General features: G+C 66.8%; 14 protein-coding genes. 2 read left to right on the top strand and 12 right to left on the bottom strand.

Features of this window, described 5'->3' with window-relative positions:
* Nucleotides 1–54: 54 nt before the first annotated feature.
* The 3 genes from mobA to AC1REK_RS02060 are packed head-to-tail and all read right to left on the bottom strand — an operon-like array spanning nt 55 to nt 2,130.
* Complete coding sequence (gene mobA, locus AC1REK_RS02070) at nt 55–699, bottom strand: molybdenum cofactor guanylyltransferase MobA (RefSeq protein ID WP_492267355.1); 645 nt, start codon at nt 697–699, stop codon at nt 55–57.
* On the bottom strand, nt 692–1,585 hold the full coding sequence (locus AC1REK_RS02065; RefSeq protein ID WP_492267356.1) for a formate dehydrogenase accessory sulfurtransferase FdhD: 894 nt from the start codon (nt 1,583–1,585) through the stop codon (nt 692–694). The genes mobA and AC1REK_RS02065 overlap by 8 nt, the downstream gene beginning before the upstream one ends.
* 26 nt (nt 1,586–1,611) lie before the next feature.
* On the bottom strand, nt 1,612–2,130 hold the full coding sequence (locus AC1REK_RS02060) for a DUF2478 domain-containing protein (protein ID WP_492267357.1): 519 nt from the start codon (nt 2,128–2,130) through the stop codon (nt 1,612–1,614).
* 175 nt (nt 2,131–2,305) lie between these two features.
* Here AC1REK_RS02060 and AC1REK_RS02055 point away from each other — a divergent pair, with 175 nt between their 5' ends.
* Entirely contained in the window at nt 2,306–3,580 is a 1,275-nt protein-coding gene (locus AC1REK_RS02055) for a peptide ABC transporter permease (RefSeq protein WP_316018234.1), read from the top strand.
* Between the two features lie 123 nt (nt 3,581–3,703).
* Here AC1REK_RS02055 and AC1REK_RS02050 read toward each other — a convergent pair whose 3' ends face one another.
* From AC1REK_RS02050 to argE, 9 genes are all read right to left on the bottom strand, one after another.
* Nucleotides 3,704–4,696, bottom strand: a complete 993-nt coding sequence (locus tag AC1REK_RS02050; RefSeq protein WP_316018233.1) for an ABC transporter ATP-binding protein — start codon at nt 4,694–4,696, stop codon at nt 3,704–3,706.
* Nucleotides 4,693–5,709, bottom strand: coding sequence for an ABC transporter ATP-binding protein (locus AC1REK_RS02045; protein ID WP_492267358.1), 1,017 nt, complete (start codon nt 5,707–5,709; stop codon nt 4,693–4,695). The genes AC1REK_RS02050 and AC1REK_RS02045 overlap by 4 nt, the downstream gene beginning before the upstream one ends.
* Before the next feature lie 44 nt (nt 5,710–5,753).
* Entirely contained in the window at nt 5,754–6,698 is a 945-nt protein-coding gene (locus tag AC1REK_RS02040; protein ID WP_327523341.1) for an ABC transporter permease, read from the bottom strand.
* A gap of 7 nt (nt 6,699–6,705) precedes the next feature.
* The gene (locus AC1REK_RS02035; protein WP_492267359.1) at nt 6,706–7,689 is read right to left on the bottom strand and encodes an ABC transporter permease; all 984 of its coding nucleotides are present in this window, start codon (nt 7,687–7,689) and stop codon (nt 6,706–6,708) included.
* 75 nt (nt 7,690–7,764) lie between these two features.
* Complete coding sequence (locus AC1REK_RS02030; RefSeq protein ID WP_492267360.1) at nt 7,765–9,366, bottom strand: ABC transporter substrate-binding protein; 1,602 nt, start codon at nt 9,364–9,366, stop codon at nt 7,765–7,767.
* 158 nt (nt 9,367–9,524) lie between these two features.
* The gene (locus tag AC1REK_RS02025; RefSeq protein WP_492267361.1) at nt 9,525–10,493 is read right to left on the bottom strand and encodes an ABC transporter permease; all 969 of its coding nucleotides are present in this window, start codon (nt 10,491–10,493) and stop codon (nt 9,525–9,527) included.
* A gap of 16 nt (nt 10,494–10,509) precedes the next feature.
* Entirely contained in the window at nt 10,510–11,490 is a 981-nt protein-coding gene (locus AC1REK_RS02020; RefSeq protein WP_327523345.1) for an ABC transporter permease, read from the bottom strand.
* Between the two features lie 168 nt (nt 11,491–11,658).
* Nucleotides 11,659–13,245, bottom strand: a complete 1,587-nt coding sequence (locus AC1REK_RS02015; protein ID WP_414644989.1) for an ABC transporter substrate-binding protein — start codon at nt 13,243–13,245, stop codon at nt 11,659–11,661.
* Between the two features lie 239 nt (nt 13,246–13,484).
* Nucleotides 13,485–14,633: an acetylornithine deacetylase gene (gene argE, locus AC1REK_RS02010; RefSeq protein WP_492267362.1), complete on the bottom strand. Its 1,149-nt coding sequence runs from the start codon at nt 14,631–14,633 to the stop codon at nt 13,485–13,487.
* Nucleotides 14,634–14,889: 256 nt separating this feature from the next.
* On the opposite strand from argE, the gene AC1REK_RS02005 reads away from it, so the two are divergent.
* Nucleotides 14,890–15,858, top strand: a complete 969-nt coding sequence (locus AC1REK_RS02005) for a threonine ammonia-lyase (protein WP_492267363.1) — start codon at nt 14,890–14,892, stop codon at nt 15,856–15,858.
* Nucleotides 15,859–15,914 lie beyond the last annotated feature (56 nt).

Here is a 15,914-nt window from a genome sequence, read left to right as displayed (position 1 = left end):
GCATGCCGATAGGCAGAGCTTATCGCTGGAAGCTAGTCACTCCGTCAGGGGTGATCAAGCCGTGCCCAGCAGGACATGAAGTCGCTCCGCCTCGGCGAGGTCCTCCGGGCGGTTGGCGTTGAAGAACGGGTCGACCGGCTCGGTCGCCCATTCGGCGCTGGCGACGCCGTGGCGGGCGGTCCAGCGGTCGATCTTGCGCTCGTCCTCGACGGTCAGCGCGTGGCGGAGCGCCTCGCGCAGCGACACCGGCCAGAGCCCGATCACCGGATGGGTCCAGCCGCCCGAGGCGGCGCAGGCCAGCGGCACCCCGGCAGCAAGGCGCGCCGCATGCAGGCGCGCGACGAGATCGCGCGGGATGAAGGGCGTGTCGGCGGCGACACTGACCATCCAGTCGACGCCCGGACGATTCTGCGCCAGCCAGTCGAGGCCTGCGAGGATGCCGGCGAGCGGCCCGGCGAAATCCGGCACGCTGTCGCCGGCCACCGGCAGACCGTAATCGGCAAAACGCGCCGGGTCGCCATTGGCGTTGATCAGGAGCCCGTCGCATTGGGGCGCCAGGCGTTCGATCACATGGGCGAGGATGGTGCGGCCGGCAATGGTGCGCAGCGGCTTGTCGCCGCCGCCCATGCGGCGGGCAAGCCCGCCGGCGAGCAGGAGGCCGAGCGTCGCCGGGCGCGTATTCTCAGCCGGCTCAGTCATCGCCGCCCGCGCCCTTGCGACGGTGCTTGCCGCCCTCGTCCTCGACGCTGTCGGGATCCTGATCGAAGACGATGCGGTCCTCGCCGGAGAGCGCGATGAAGCGCTTGCCGCGGGCGCGGCCGATCAAGGTCAGCCCCGCCTTGCGCGCGAGCTCGACCCCCCATTCGGTGAAGCCCGAGCGCGAAACCAGGATCGGGATGCCCATGCGCACGGTCTTGATCACCATCTCCGAGGTCAGGCGGCCGGTGGTGTAGAAGATCATTTTCCCGGGATCGACATCGTGGCGGAAGAGCCAGCCCGCGACCTTGTCGACGGCATTGTGGCGGCCGACATCCTCCATATAGACCAAGGGCTTGTCCTGCTCGCAAAGCACGCAGCCATGGATCGCGCCGGCTTCCAGATAGAGCGAGGGCGTGGTGTTGATCTTGCGGGTCAGGGCGTAGAGCCAGCTGGTACGCAGCTCGGCCTTCGGCAGCTCGATCTCGTCGATCGCCTCCATCAGGTCGCCGAAGGCGGTGCCCTGGGCGCAGCCCGAGGTCAGGGTCTTCTTCTTCAGCTTCTGCTCGAAATCGGTGCGCTCGGGCGTGCGCACCACCACGACCTCGAGCTCCTCGTCATAGTCGACGGCCTCGACGAGATCGCCGCGCTTCAGCATGTTCTGGTTAAGCAGGTAGCCGATCGCGAGATAGTCGGGATGGTCGCCGATCGTCATCATCGTGACGATCTCCTGGGCGTTGAGATAGAGGGTCAGTGCCCGTTCGGTGACGACCCGTGTCTCGACCGCAGCCCCGCTCTGGTCGATGCCGCGCACGGTGGCGCCGAGCCGTGCCGCCGCAGGGTCCGGGCGGACGAGATAGTCGTCAAGAAAATCGCCACCGGTCGGCAAGGTTGCTCCAAGCTCCGCGCAGGCGGTCAGGCGGGCTGGCGCAGGCAGGACAGCGCCCAGCCCTCGATGGCGGCGCGCTCCGGCGGCAGACGCTCCCAGGCCTCGCCGACGAACTCGCCCCAGGCATCCAGCATATCCTCGCGAACCGCTGTCAGGAGCGGCAGCCCGCTGAGGAAACCGGCCGCGATCTCGGCCCGCAGGCCCTGGCCGAGCGCTTCCTGCTTGCCGAACTTGTTGATGATCAGAAGATCGACGGTTCCGTCGATGGCGCTCGCCACGGCGCCGCCCGCGGCGGCGAGCCCGGCCGCATCGAGCCGGCAACCGGTCGCCCCCGCACCGCGATCCTCGCTGATCGCGAAGATCCGGCCCGAAGCGAGGTCTTCCAGCGCCATGCTGGCGCAGCCGCGCTGGCAATCATCCTGATTGTGCTGGACCACGCCGCCAAGCCGCACGGCCTCCTGCCGGAGTCGGCCGGCGACCTCCGCCATCAACTCGTCGATGGGGAAGCCTGAGACATAGACGATCGCGGCGAGTTGAGCGCTCATATCACCCCTTCATCTCACGGAATCCGGGCCGCGGCCAGTGGGCTTTCGCCGCACCCGGCAACGCTTCCGCAACGAGATGCCGCGCCAGTGTTGCGCCGCACCTACAGCCGCCAGCCCCGGCAGGCGCTAGGGTGCTGAGGGCTGGCGCCGGCGATTCCTCCGGAGACGCGGCCTTGTGCTTGAACGCGTACCGCCGATGATCCGCCCGAACGCCCCGACTCCGCTCGACCCCGCCGCCTCCTCGGCGCTGCTGCTGCGTCGCATCGGCTTTGCGACGCTGGCGCTCGCCCTGCCGCTGGCTTCGCTGGTCTCGCGCCGCGCCGCCGTGGTGCTGGCGCCGATCGGCGTCGTGCTCCTGGTGATCGCCGCGCTGATCGAGAACCCTTCCGAGTTCGGCGACAATCTAAAGAGCTCGCTCTCCGGCTTCGCCGGGTTGACCCTGCTGGCGCTCGTCGCCTGGGCGGTGCTGTCGCTGGTCTGGAGCCCCTATACCGGCTCGGCGAGCGAGAAGGCCGCCAATCTCTTCCTCGCCGTGGTGCTCGGCTTTGCCGGGGCCGCGGCCCTGCCCGAGCGAATGCGCGCCTCAAACCTGAACCTCGCGGCGCTGGGCACCGGGCTCGCCGCCCTCTTGGCCCTCGGCCTGTTGCTGACCGAGGCGCTGACCCCGGCCGGCTCGCGCGCCGCCAACGAGGCCGGCAGCGTCGAGCGCGGCGTCAGCGTCGTCCTGATCATGTCCTGGCCGGCGCTCGCCTGGCTCCTGTCGCGCGAGCGCGGCCTGACGGCGCTCGGCCTCGCGCTCGTCGTCGGCCTCCTGGCGCTGACGCGCTTCGAGGATGGCGAGGCGGCCGCCATGCTGTTCGGCGCCATCGCCTTCGGCGTGGTCAGTGCTAACCGGCGCTTCGGCGCAAGGCTGGTGGGGGGCGTCTGCGCCGGACTGATGCTGCTGGCGCCGCTGCTGCCGTTCCTGCTGGCGCCGCTGCTGCGCCTTTCGCCGAACGCCTTCAGCACGGTCGCTGTCGGGCTCGACATCTGGGCCGACATCATCTCGAGCCGGCCGATCCAGCTGATCACCGGCCATGGCCTCGATACCGTGCTGCGCGGGCGCATCACCGGCGCCCTGCCGATCGAAGTCCCGACGACGATCCTGTTCGAGACCTGGTACGAACTCGGCCTCGTCGGAGCGACGACCGCGGCGCTCGCTTTGTACTTCGCGATCAGCGCCGCCGGGCGCATGCCGGGCGCGCTGGCGGCCGGCGGCGTCGCCGCCTATGCCACCGCCTTCTCGCTGGCGGCGCTCGGCTTCGCGTCGTTCCAGACCTGGTGGCTGATGACGCTGACTTCGGTCGCCCTGCTCTTCACCGCGATCGCGCGCGGCCAGTACCGCACCGAACGCCCCGTCGCGCCGCTGAGCCGGCGGCCGAAGGCGCCGAGCCTGCCTGCAGGGCAGTAGACACGGCAGCGTCATGCTCGGGCGAGACCCGAGCATCTCCGGCCGAAGGAACTCCTCTCGGCGCTTTCTCATTGAGGTATTCTCGGGTCTGCGCTTCGCGCCGCCCGAGAATGACAGCGGCGGTCAGGCCGCCGCCCTGCCCTGGTTCACCGCATGGCAAGCGACACCGTCGATCACCGGCGGGTTCTCGACCCGGCAGCGATCGAAGACCAGCGGGCATCGCGGGTGGAAGGTGCAGCCCGAAGGCGGGCTGATCGGGTTCGGGATCTCGCCCTTCACGCCCTCGCGGGCCTTGCCGACCATGGCGAGGTCGGGCACCGCATCGAGCAGCATCTTGGTGTAGGGGTGGCGCGGCGCCGAGAAGAGCTGCTTGCCTTCCGAGACCTCGACCAGGCGGCCGAGATACATCACGCCGATCCGTGACGCCATGTGCCGGACGACCGCGAGGTTGTGCGAGATGAAGAGATAGGTCAGGCCGAATTTCTGCTGCAGATCGCGCATCAGGTTGAGGATTTGCGCCTGCACGGAGACGTCGAGCGCGGAGGTCGGCTCGTCACAGACGATGAACTCGGCATTGGAGGCGAGCGCGCGGGCGATCGCGATGCGCTGGCGCTGGCCGCCTGAGAATTCGTGCGGGAACTTCTTGCCGTCGTCCGGATGCAGGCCGACTAGGCTGAGCAGTTCGCCGACGCGCCCCTCGATCTCACGGTCGCCCTGGATGATGTCAAAGGCGCGGATCGGCTCGGCGATGATCCGGCCGACACGCCAGCGCGGATTCAGCGAGGCGTAGGGGTCCTGGAAGATCATCTGGATACGACGACGCAGGCGCTGGCGCTCCTGCGCAGCGGCGGCATCGGTCATCGAGACGCCGTCGATCGAGACGGTGCCCCCGGATGGCGGCAGCAGGCCGACGACCATGCGCGCCACCGTAGACTTGCCGGAGCCGGACTCGCCGACGAGCGCGAAGGTCTCGCCCTTGCGGATGTCGAAGGAGACGCCGTCGACCGCCTTGAGATACTGCTTGGGCGCGCTCTCGATCACCCGGTTGAGCCAGGGCTTGGAAACGTCGAAGACGCGCTTCAGGTCGCGGACCTGGACGAAGGGGGTCTCGGTCACGCGGCGATCTCCGCTTTGTCGGTCGGGCTTTGGCCAGTCGGAGCCTTCGACTGGTCGTAGAGATGACAGGCGACCTGACGGCCGCCGATATCGATCAGTTCCGGCCGCTCGACGAAGCAGCGCGCGAACGCCTTGGAGCATCGCGGATTGAAGGCGCAGCCCTTGGGTATGTTGGAGAGGCGTGGCATCGAGCCCGGAATCTGGACGAGCCGCTCGGCGTCGCCCTCGATCGAGGGGATCGCACCCATCAGGCCGACCGCATAGGGGTGGAGCGGCTGCTTGACGACATCGCGGACCGGGCCGATCTCGGCGACGCGGCCGGCATACATCACCGCGACGCGATCGGCCGTCTCGGCGATGACGCCCATGTCGTGGGTGACGAGCATGACCGAAGTGCCGCGTTCCTTGCAGAGCCGCTTGATCAAAGCGATGATCTGGGCCTGCACGGAGACGTCGAGCGCCGTCGTCGGCTCGTCGGCGATGATGAATTCCGGCTCGGCGCAGAGGGCGAGCGCGATCACGACGCGCTGGCGCATGCCGCCCGAGAACTCGTGCGGATAGCCATCGATGCGCCGCTCCGGCGCGGGAATGCCGACCTCGTCGAGCAAGGCGATGGCGCGCTTGCGGGCGTCGGCGGCGTTGAGATCGGTATGGGTCTGGATCGTCTCGATCAACTGCTCGCCGACCCGGTAGAGCGGGTTCAGGCTGGTCAGCGGATCCTGGAAGATCATGCCGATGCGCTTGCCGCGGATCTTGCGCATCGCCTCGGGCGGCAGATTGTCGACGCGCTCGCCGGAGAGCAGAACCTCGCCGCCAGCGATGCGGCCGGGCGGATCGATCAGGCCGATGATGGCCGAGCCGGTGACCGATTTGCCGGCGCCGGATTCGCCGACCACGCCGAGCACCTCGCCGCGGGCGACGTCGAACGAGACCTTGTCGAGGGCGCGCAGGGTGCCGCGCCGCGTCACGAACTCGACGGTCAGTTCGTTCACGGAAATGACGGGCTGGGTCATCGCTGCTCCGAAGGCCTGGACTTGAACGGGGTGCGGGTCATCTCTCACCTCAGCTTCGGATTGAGCGCGTCGCGCAGCCAGTCGCCGAACAGGTTGATCGACAGCGCGAGCAGGATCAGGACGAGCGACGGGAAGAGCAGGATCCACCACTCGCCCGAGAACAGGTATTGCTGGCCGAAGCGGATCAGCGTGCCGAGCGAGGGCTGGGTCGGCGGCATGCCGACGCCGAGGAAGGACAGGGTCGCCTCCTCGATCACCGCGAGCGCGAGGTTGATGGTGGCGATGACCAGCACCGGCCCGGCGACATTGGGCAGGACGTGCTTCAGCATCACCGGCCAGGCCTTGAGGCCGATCAGCCGGGCCGCATCGACATAGACCTTGTTCTTCTCGACCAGGGTCGAGCCGCGCACGGTGCGGGCATATTGGGCCCAGTTGGCGAGGCCTATCGCGATGACGAGGACGAGCAGCGTCGCCTGCTCCTGCGCCGCCGGGGGGATCAGCCCGCGCGCCACGCCGAAGACCAGCAGCGCCACCAGGATCGCCGGGAAGGAGAGCTGGATGTCGGCGATGCGCATGATCAGCGCCTCGGTGCGGCCACCGACATAGCCGGCGACAAGGCCGAGGCCGACGCCCAGGATCAGCGAGAACACGACCGAGGCCGCGCCGACCAGCAGCGAGACGCGCGAGCCGTAGAGAATGGCCGAGAAGATGTCGCGCCCCTGCCCGTCCGATCCCAGCCAGAACACCTTGCCGGTGATCTCATTGGGCTGCATCGGGCGCGAGAACCCGTCGGAAAGGTCCAGCGAGGCCGGGTCGAACGGATCATAGGGCGCGATCAGCGGCGCGAAGATCGCGGCGAGCACGAGCAGGAACGCCATGACGCTCGCCACCACCGTGACCGGCGAGGAGCGGAAGGAATAGACCAGATCGGAATCCCAGAACCGGGCGAGGCGGCTGGGCGGGAGAACGGGCAGAGGTTCGTCGCTCATCGCCGCCTCACTTCGCCGGAACCGCGGAGCCCGACCGCAGACGCGGATCGAGCGCGACATAGACAAGATCGACCAAGAGCGAGGTCAGCACGAAGACGAAGGCGACGAAGAGCAGATAGGCCGACATCACGGGGACGTCGACGAACTGCACGGCGTTGACGAAAAGCGCCCCCAGCCCCGGCCACTGGAACACCGTCTCGGTGACGATGGCGAAGGCGATGACCCCGCCGAGCTGGAGGCCGGCGATGGTGATGACCGGAATCATGGTGTTGCGCAGAGCATGACGGAACTCGATGCGGCGCTCTGGAATGCCACGGGCACGGGCGAAGCGGATGAAGTCGGCCCGCATCACCTCGAGCATCTCGGAGCGGACGAGCCGCATGATCAAGGTGAGCTGGAGGAAGCCGAGCGTCAGCACCGGCAGGACCAGCGATTTCAGCCCGCTTACGGTCAGCAGGCCGGTGGTCCACCAGCCGATCTTGACGGTATCGCCGCGCCCGAAGGAGGGCAGCCAGCGTAGCTCGACCGCGAAGATGTAGATCAGGCCGATGCCGATCAGGAAGGTCGGCAGGGAAACGCCGATCAGCGAGACCGACATGACGAGATTGGCGATCCAGCCATCGCGGCGGATCGCGGCGTAGACGCCGAAAGCGATGCCGACGACGAAGGCGAAGACTGCCGATAGTACGGCCAGCTCCACTGTCGCGGGAAGCCGCTCGAGGATCAGCTCGGAAACCTTGCGGCCCTGGCGATAGGAGATGCCGAAGTCGCCGCGCGCCGCATCGGCGATGAAGCGGGCGAACTGTACGGGCACGGGATCGTTGAGGCCGAGGCGCTGCGTCAGCTCGGCACGGTCCTGCAGCGTCGCCTCCTGGCCGAGCATGTTGACCACGGGATCGCCGACGAAACGGAACATCGAGAAGGCGATGAAGGCGACGGCGATCATCACCACCAGCCCCTGCATCAGCGAGCGCAGGATATAGGCGAGCATCGCGTCTTGAACCCCTTACAGAAACGAAGGTCGCGGGGGGCGTCTTGGTGCGGCCCCCCCGACAGGATGCCGGCTCTACGAGCCCTTGAACGAGACCATCTTCAGCTTGGGCTGGTTCTGAACGTCGACGGGCACGTCGAGCGTCGAGTTCATGCCGTAGCTGAGCGTCTGGTGGTGGATCGGCAGGTAGATCGTCTCGTCCTTCACCTTCGCCCAGATCTTGGCGATGGCGGCGTCGCGCTTGGCGATGTCGATCTCCTTGGAGAGCGACTGGATCTGCGCATCGACATCCTTGTCGGAGTAGCCGGTCGCGTTCCAGCTGCCCTGCGAGCCGGTACGGGTGTGGTACATGTAGGAGAAGACGTAGTCGCTGTCGAAGGTCGGGACGCCCCAGCCGACGAGATAGAACTCGGTCTCCGGCGGGTTCTTCTGGATCAGGTTGAAGTGGATCGACTTCGACTGCGAGACCAGGTTCACCTTGACGCCGATCTGGCCGAACATGCCGACCGCCGCCTGGCAGATGCCCTCATCGTTGATGTAGCGGTCGTTCGGGCAATGCAGCGTCACCGAGAAGCCGTTGGGATAGCCGGCCTCGGCGAGCAGCGCCTTGGCCTTGGCGACGTCGGTCGCCGGCGCGGCGTCGAGTTCCTTGGTCCAGCCATTGGCGAAGGGCGGCAGGATGACGCCGGTCGGGATCGACTCGCCGCGCATCACGACGCGCTGGATCGCGCCGCGGTTGAGCGCCATGTTCATCGCCTGGCGGACGCGCTTGTCGGCGAAGGGGTTCTTGCCCTCGACATTGTCGCCCTTCAGGTCCTTGGACGCGACGTCCATGCCGAAGAAGATGGTACGGTTCTCGGGGCCCGTGGTGACGCGGACCTTGGGCTGGCTCTTCAGCCGGGCGATGTCCTGCACCGGCACGTCCTGGACGAGATCGACCTCGCCGGAGAGCAGCGCCGCGATGCGGGTCGCGTCCTGCTTGATCGGCACATAGGTGAGCTCGGTGATCTCGAGCGGTACCTTCGCCTTGGCCCAATAATTGTCGTTGCGCTTCATCACCGTCTTCACGTCGGATTCGCGCGAGACGAGGATGAAGGGACCGGTGCCGTTGGCGTTGCGAACGGCGTAATTCTCTTCCTTGTTCTTGAAGTCCTGCGCCTTGGTGGCGTTGTTCTTCTCCGCCCAGGCCTTGCTCATGATGCGGATGGCGGAGGTGTTGTTGACCAGGAGCGGGTTCGGTCCCTTGGTCTTGATCCGGACCGTCAGGTCGTCGACCTTCGAAACCTTCTCGACCGAGGTCAGATAGCCCTTGAAGTCCGAGGTCGGCTGCATGGCGCGCTCATAGGAGAACACCACGTCGTCGGCGGTGAAGGGCGAACCGTCATGGAACTTGACGCCCTCCTGCAGCTTGAATTCCCAGGTCGTCGGATCGTCCGCCAGCACCTTCCAGGACGAAGCGAGCAGCGGATGCAGCTTGCCGGCATGGTCGCGCTCGGTCAGCGCCTCATACATCTGCTGGTTGACCGTGGTGGTCAGGCCCTCGTTCTGGCCATGCGGGTCGATGGTCAGGGCATCGCCTGCCGAGGCCCATTTCAGCGGCCTCGCCTCGGCGGCGCCGAGCGCCAGCGCGGAGACGCCGATCAGCGCGGCTGCAACGGCAAACATACGCGGTTTCATGATAACGAACCTCCCGGTCGCGGCCCTGCTCCAGGGCCGGTGAAGGACGAGATGTTAGGGCTGAGCCCCTTGTCTGTCACGGGTCTAATCTGCGCGAAACACATAGCGGAAAGTGGCATTTACCGCCTTCGCAAGCGCCACGCGCAGGAGATTCCCGCTCATCGCAGCCTCGGATTGAGGGCATCCCGGAGCCAGTCGCCGAGCAGGTTCACCGCGAGCACCAGGATCGCCAGCGTCAGCCCCGGAAAGGCGACGATCCACCAGTCGCCGGAGAACAGATAGCGGTTGCCGATCGAGATCAGCGTGCCGAGCGAAGGCTGGGTCGGCGGCAGGCCGACGCCGAGGAAGGACAGGGTCGCCTCGGTGATCACGGCGAGCGCGAGATTGATCGTCAGGATGACCAGCACCGGACCGATCACGTTCGGCAGGACATGGCGCAGCATGATCAGCGGTGCGGGCAGGCCGACCAGGCGCGCCGCCTGGACATAGTCCTTGTTGCGCTCCACCAGGGTCGAGCCGCGGATGGTGCGGGCGTACTGCACCCAGAAGCTGAGACCGATCGAGATCACCAGCACGTAGAGCGCGGTATCCTCGCGGTTCGCGCCCTTGAAGATGCCGCGCACGACGCCGTCGATCAGCAAGGCGATCAGGATCGCCGGGAAGGTGAGCTGGACATCGGCGATGCGCATGATCAGCGAGTCGACGCGGCCGCCGAGATAGCCGGCAAGCAGGCCAAGCGTGATGCCGATCGTCGCCGCCAGCGCGACGCCGAGGCCGCCGACGATCAGCGAGACGCGCAGGCCGTAGAGGATCGCCGAATAGAGGTCGCGCCCCTGATCGTCCGTGCCGAAGATGAACTTCGGATCGCCGCCGGCCTGCCAGGCCGGCGGAATGTTGGCATCGGAGAGGAAGACGGTGGCCGGATCGAACGGATTGGTCGGCGCGATCCAGGGCGAGAAGGCCGCGCCGATGAACATCAGGAGCACGATCACCGCAGCGACCATCGTCACCTTGGAGCGCAGGAAGCTGGCGAGGATGTCGCTGTCGAGGATGCGGGCCCAGAGCGAGGGCGGGTTGCTCGACGCAGCCGCGGGAGCGGGGGTGGAGGGCGGGGTCTGGATGGTCATGATTGGTCTCCCGCCTTCAATGCGCGCCGATCGTCGCGCGCAGGCGCGGGTCGACCGCGGCGTAGAGCAGGTCGACGATCAGATTGATGCTGACGAAGAGGAACGAGATCAGGATGAGATAGGCCGCCATGATCGGGATATCGACCTGCTGCACCGCCTTGAGGAAGAGCAGGCCCATGCCCGGCCACTGGAACACCGTCTCGGTGATGATGGCGAAGGCGATGATCGAGCCCAGCTGCAGGCCGGCAATGGTGATCACCGGCACCAGCGTGTTCTTCAGCGCATGGCCGAAATGGATGGCGCGGGTCTTCAGGCCGCGCGCCCTCGCGAACTTGATGTAGTCGGTGCGTAGCACCTCCAGCATCTCGGCCCGGACAAGGCGCATGATCAGCGTCATCTGGAACAGGCCGAGCGTGATCGAGGGCAGGATCAGCGCCTTCCAGCCCGAGGCCGTGAGCAGGCCGGTGGTCCACCAGTTGCCGATCTTGACGACCTCGCCGCGCCCGAAGGAGGGCAGCCAGCCGAGCGTCACCGAGAACAGGTAGATCAGCAGGATGCCGATCAGGAAGGTCGGCAGGCTGATCCCGACCAGCGAAACCGTCTGGAAGATCTTGGCGAGCCAGCTGTCGCGCCGCAGCGCCGTGTAGACGCCCATCGGAATGCCGACCAGCAGTGAGAACAGCGCCGACATGAAGGCAAGTTCGAGCGTCGCCGGGGCGCGTTCTCCGAGCAGCGAGATCACCGGCAGGCGGAACTGGTAGGAGACGCCGAATTCGAGCCGCACCGCATTGTAGATGTAGCGGGCGAACTGGACGATGACGGGCTCGTCGAGCCCGAGCGACTTGCGGATCTGCGCGACCTGCTCCTGCGGCGTATCGAGAGATACGAGCTGGTTCACGGGGTCGCCGACGAAGCGGAACATGGCGAAGGCAATCAGCGCCACCGCCAGCATGACGAGAAGCGACTGGAACAGCCGACGCAGAATGAAAGCGAGCATGGCCGCCTTTACGAGGAATCTATGAGGGCGGGAGCTCCACCGGAGCGCCCGTCTATGCCAACGAGCCCGTCACTCCCTGCCGCGCCGTGAGGCGGCCCGGCAGGGCGAAGGTGCTTTCGACGTGGAACGGACGCGGTGCGCGAGCCCTGGCCCGCACACCGCGCGCCATCACTCCTTGGTGGCGTAGTAGAGCAGCACCGAATTGTCGGCGCGCTGGGCGAGCTTCACCTTCTTCGACACGCCCCAGGCCAGCGCCTGCTGATGCAGCGGGATGTAGCCGAATTCGTCGACCGAGATCTTGTAGGCTTCCTTGATCATCGCGTCGCGCTTGGCGGTGTCGGACTCGACAAGGATCTTGTCGGTCAGCTCGTCGACCTTCTTGTTGCAGTAATTGCCGAGATTGGACTCGCCGCGCGAGGAGCCGGCGACATCGCGGCAGCCGATGATGTCGTGCAGGACGTTGTGGCTGTCGAAGGTGCCGGGCGTCCAGCCGAGCAGGTAGAACGAGGTCTTGTAGCCGCCGGACTTCAGCACCTTGGCGAAGTACTGGCCCTTGGGCTGGGCGTTCAGGTTCACCTTGATGCCGGCGCGCGCCAGCATGCCGACCACGGCCTGGCAGATCTGGCCGTCATTGACGTAGCGGTCGTTCGGGCAGTCCATGCCGATCTCGAAGCCGTTCGGATAGCCGGCTTCCGCCAGCAGCTTCTTGGCGGCCTCGGTGTCGAACTTGGCGCGGGTGAAGCCGGCATGCGGGAACAGCTCCGGCGCGATCATCAGAGCCGAAGGCGTCGAGAGCCCGCGCATGACGCGGCTCTTGATCGTCTCGATGTCGATCGCCTGGAAGAAGGCCTGGCGGACGCGGACATCCTTGAAGGGGTTCTTGCCCTTGACGCTGGATTCCAGCAGCTCGTCACGGGTCTGGTCCATGCCGAGGAAGATGGTGCGCAGCTCCGGCCCGGTGAGGACCTGGGCGTTACCCGAGGCATTGACGCGCTGGATATCCTGGATCGGAACCGGCTCGATCACGTCGACTTCGCCGGAGAGCAGCGCGGCGACGCGCGTGGCGTCGGAGGCGATCGGCGTGAAGACGATCTCCTTGATGTTGCCTTCGATCTTCTTCCAGTAGTTCTCGTTGAGCTTGAAGACGGTCTTCACGCCCGGCTGGTGGCTCTCGATCTTGTAGGGGCCGGTGCCGTTGGCGTTGAGAGCAGCATAGCTCGGCGTGGTCGCGGCTGCCGGGGTCGGGGCGACGGCGTTGTTCGCCTCCGCCCACTTCTTCGACATGATGTACCAGGTGTCCCACTGCGCGTTCAGGATCGGGTTCGGCGCGGTGAGGATGACGTCGACCGTGTGGTCATCGACCTTGACGAACTTGGCGCTGGTCGGGATGCGGGTGGTGAAGTTCGAGCCTTGGGCGCGGACGCGTTCGGCGGAGAAGATCACGTCGTCGGCGGTGAAATCCTCGCCGCCATGGAACTTGACGCCCTTGCGCAGGAACAGGCGCCATTTCAGGCCGTCATCGGAGACTTCCCACTTCTCGGCGAGGGCGGGCTCGATCTTGAGATCCTTGCCGCGCGCCGTCAGCCCCTCATAGGGGTGGCCGATATGGGCGTTCGTGGTGGTTTCGTTGACGGTATACGGGTCGAGCGACTTCAACTCGCCCTGGTTGGCATAGCGCAGCGTCTGCGCCTGAGCCGCACCGCACATCAGAGCCAACGCCGCTACGGCGGCCAGGCAATGGGTCTTGAAGGACATGAAGAGCGTTCTCCCGATTGGTTGTTTCCCACTCCTCCCCAGGAGCGGCGCCCGGACCGCCACGTACATTGGCGACGATCCGAGGAAGGCGGCAGATTAGAGGTGCTTCGAAGTCCGCGTCCAGTGCGGGCCGCGCGCTTCCCCCGAGATCGAACTTTATTGCATATACCAATCACCCTGCGCACGTTCATGCGAGCGCAGGATAACTTTCCGGCGCAAAGGCGCGCTGCCCTGCACCGTCAGCGGGTCAGGTCCGCGATCAGCGCACGCACGAACGATGCTCCGGCATCGAGCTGGGCAACGGTGATGAACTCGTCCGGCTGGTGCGCCTGGGCGATGTCGCCGGGGCCGCAGACCACGGTCGACCAGCCTGCCGCCTGGAACAGGCCGCCCTCGGTGCCATAGGCGACGACATGGCTGGCATTGTCGCCGGTGAGGCGGCGCGCCAGTTGCTCGGCCGCGCCCTCCTTCTCCGGCGCGAGCGGCGGGGTGTAGGAGGTGATCTCCATGGCGATGCCGGTCTCGGGCGCGATGGCCTTCATCGGCGCCTCAAGCTCCGCGATCTTCGCGCGATAGCGGGCGACATAGTCGGCGTCGTCACCCGGCATGACGCGAACCTCATGGCTGAAGGCGCAATGCTCGGCGGTGATGTTGACCGCGGTGCCGCCCTCGACGACGCCGACATGAAGCGTGGAATAAGGGGGTTCGAAGGGGATGCCCGGCTGTACCTTCGCCTTGTTCTCGTCCATGACCTCGTCATGCCAGGCGATCAGCTTGCCGGCGACCATCACGGCGGGCACGCCGATGTCGACGCGGCTCGAATGCACGGCATGACCGCGCACGGTCGTGCGCATCCGCGTTCCGCCCTTATGACCGGTGACGACCTGCATCATCGAGGGCTCGCCGACGATCACGGCCGACGGCTTGACCCCGACCGCCGCCATGGCGTCGATCAGGTAGCGCGCGCCGATGCAGCCGACCTCCTCGTCATAGGACAGGGCGATATGAACCGGCCGCTTCAAGCCGGCGGCGAGCATCTCCGGCACCAGGGCGAGCGCGATGGCATCGAAACCCTTCATGTCGCAGGAGCCGCGGCCATAGAGCTTGCCGTCGCGCTCGGTCAGCGTCCACGGGTCCGAGGTCCAGTCCTGCCCCTCTACCGGAACGACATCGGTATGGCCGGAGAGGACGACGCCGCCATCCACCTTGGGCCCGATGGTCGCGTAGAGATTGGCCTTGAAGCCATCCGGGCTCGGTACCACCGTACTCTCAACGCCATGGGCGGTGAGGTAGTCGCGGCAGAAATGGATCAGCTCGACATTGCTGCGCTGCGATTCGGTGTTGAACGAGACCAGCTTGGCCAGCATTTCCTTCGGGGTGTAACGCACGGGCAGATTTCTCCAGAGACTGGCCGACAGGCATGATCCGTCCGGGCAGGCTACGCCCGCACCACAGGAGGTCAATCACCGGCGATGGTGCGCCGACGCCCGAGCCAACGCATGACGAGCGGCTGCTCCCCGGCATTGATGCACAGCCGGCGGCCTGCACGCGCTTGTCCAAGGGTCATGCGTGCGCCGCGCTTGACCCGGCCGCACCCGGCGCGCTGTTGTGCCGACCGAACCGAGCTTTCCCCGTGAGTCCGCCATGTCCTTCGACGTCACCCTCGCCGACATCCAGGCCGCCGCCAGCCGCATCGCCGGCAAGGTCAGACGGACGCCGACCTTCCTCAGCGCCGGCCTCTCCCAGCGCCTCGGCGTCGAGACGGTGGTCAAGGTCGAAAGCCTGCAGCTCGCCGGCTCGTTCAAGGTGCGCGGCTGCTACAACAAGCTGCTCGGCCTGTCGGACGCCGAGAAGGCCCGCGGCGTCGTCACCGTCTCCGGCGGCAACCACGCCATCGCCGTTTCGCTGGTGGCGAGCATGCTCGGCATCAAGGCGCTCGTGCTGATGCCGAAGAACGTCGCGCCGCTGAACATCCGCCTGACCAAGGAGGCCGGTGGCGAGGTCGAGCTCTGCGAGGATTCGATCGCCGCCTTCGCCAAGGCCGATGAATACGCGGCCAAGGGCATGACCAACGTTCATTCCTACGACGATCCGGCGATCATCGCCGGCCACGGCACGGTCGGCCTCGAACTCGCGGCCGATGCCGGCGGCCGGCTCGACCATGTCTTCATCTCGATCGGCGGCGGCGGCTTTTCGGCCGGCGTCGGGGCGGCGCTGAAGGGGCTCGACCCGGCGGTGCGCATCCATGGCGTCGAAACCGAGGGCGCGACGACGATGACGCAGGCGCTGGAGGCCGGAAAGCCGGTGCCGATCCGCCCGACCTCGATCGCCCGCACGCTCGGCGCCCCGTTCGCGACCGAACGGACCATGGCCGCCGCCCGCGAATTCCTCGAAGAGATCGTGCTGGTGCCGGATGCGGACGCCGTGCGCGAACTGCTGTGGGTGCTGCAGAACGGCCGCGTACTGCTCGAGCCGGCAGCCGCCTGCACGGTCGCCGCGGCGCTGGCCCGCAAGGACAAATTCAAGCCGGGCGAGCGCGTCGCGCTGGTGCTGTGCGGTTCGAATGTCGCGCTGGAGGATATCGAAAGCTGGCGCCAGCAGTTCGGGCTCTGAGCAGAACGAGATCGGGCGCGCGAAGCGTCGCGCGCCCGGACCTCCCCGGAGAGAAC

It is taken from the genome of Allobosea sp. GW823-FHT02B03, assembly GCF_058797755.1.
Note: the sequence above shows the minus strand (reverse complement) of the source record. Positions and strands in the feature narration are given on the sequence as shown.

What these genes read in the sequence shown, in the direction of transcription:
- AC1REK_RS02015 (WP_414644989.1), bottom strand. Translation starts at nt 13,245, where the DNA reads ATGTCCTTCAAGACCCATTGCCTGGCCGCCGTAGCGGCGTTGGCTCTG.
- AC1REK_RS02045 (WP_492267358.1), bottom strand. Translation starts at nt 5,709, where the DNA reads ATGACCCAGCCCGTCATTTCCGTGAACGAACTGACCGTCGAGTTCGTG.
- mobA (WP_492267355.1), bottom strand. Translation starts at nt 699, where the DNA reads ATGACTGAGCCGGCTGAGAATACGCGCCCGGCGACGCTCGGCCTCCTG.
- AC1REK_RS02040 (WP_327523341.1), bottom strand. Translation starts at nt 6,698, where the DNA reads ATGAGCGACGAACCTCTGCCCGTTCTCCCGCCCAGCCGCCTCGCCCGG.
- AC1REK_RS02005 (WP_492267363.1), top strand. Translation starts at nt 14,890, where the DNA reads ATGTCCTTCGACGTCACCCTCGCCGACATCCAGGCCGCCGCCAGCCGC.
- AC1REK_RS02020 (WP_327523345.1), bottom strand. Translation starts at nt 11,490, where the DNA reads ATGCTCGCTTTCATTCTGCGTCGGCTGTTCCAGTCGCTTCTCGTCATG.
- AC1REK_RS02035 (WP_492267359.1), bottom strand. Translation starts at nt 7,689, where the DNA reads ATGCTCGCCTATATCCTGCGCTCGCTGATGCAGGGGCTGGTGGTGATG.
- AC1REK_RS02025 (WP_492267361.1), bottom strand. Translation starts at nt 10,493, where the DNA reads ATGACCATCCAGACCCCGCCCTCCACCCCCGCTCCCGCGGCTGCGTCG.
- AC1REK_RS02060 (WP_492267357.1), bottom strand. Translation starts at nt 2,130, where the DNA reads ATGAGCGCTCAACTCGCCGCGATCGTCTATGTCTCAGGCTTCCCCATC.
- AC1REK_RS02030 (WP_492267360.1), bottom strand. Translation starts at nt 9,366, where the DNA reads ATGAAACCGCGTATGTTTGCCGTTGCAGCCGCGCTGATCGGCGTCTCC.